General features: G+C 71.1%; 1 protein-coding gene. It reads left to right on the top strand.

The genetic code is table 11. The features are described from left to right. A partial coding sequence (locus GCU67_RS21100; protein ID WP_163613469.1) for an FAD-dependent oxidoreductase occupies window positions 1–225 on the top strand: 225 nt, incomplete at both ends.

Here is a 225-nt window from a genome sequence, read left to right as displayed (position 1 = left end):
GGCCGGCGCCAGGCCTTCGACGCCTTCGACTTCATCAAGCACCGGACGCCGGGCTTCGAGGAGTCCTACATCGTCGACCTCGCCCCGCAGATCGGGATCCGCGAGACCCGCCGGGTGTTCGGCCGGTACCGGCTCACCGAGGACGACGTCCTCGACTGCGCCGACTTCCCCGACACGATCGGGGTCAACGGCTGGCCGGTCGAGGCGCACGTCGCCGGCACCGTG

This window comes from Modestobacter muralis (assembly GCF_010682105.1).
Classification (GTDB): Bacteria; Actinomycetota; Actinomycetes; order Mycobacteriales; family Geodermatophilaceae; genus Modestobacter; species Modestobacter muralis.
This window is presented reverse-complemented; position numbering and strand designations above follow the sequence as displayed.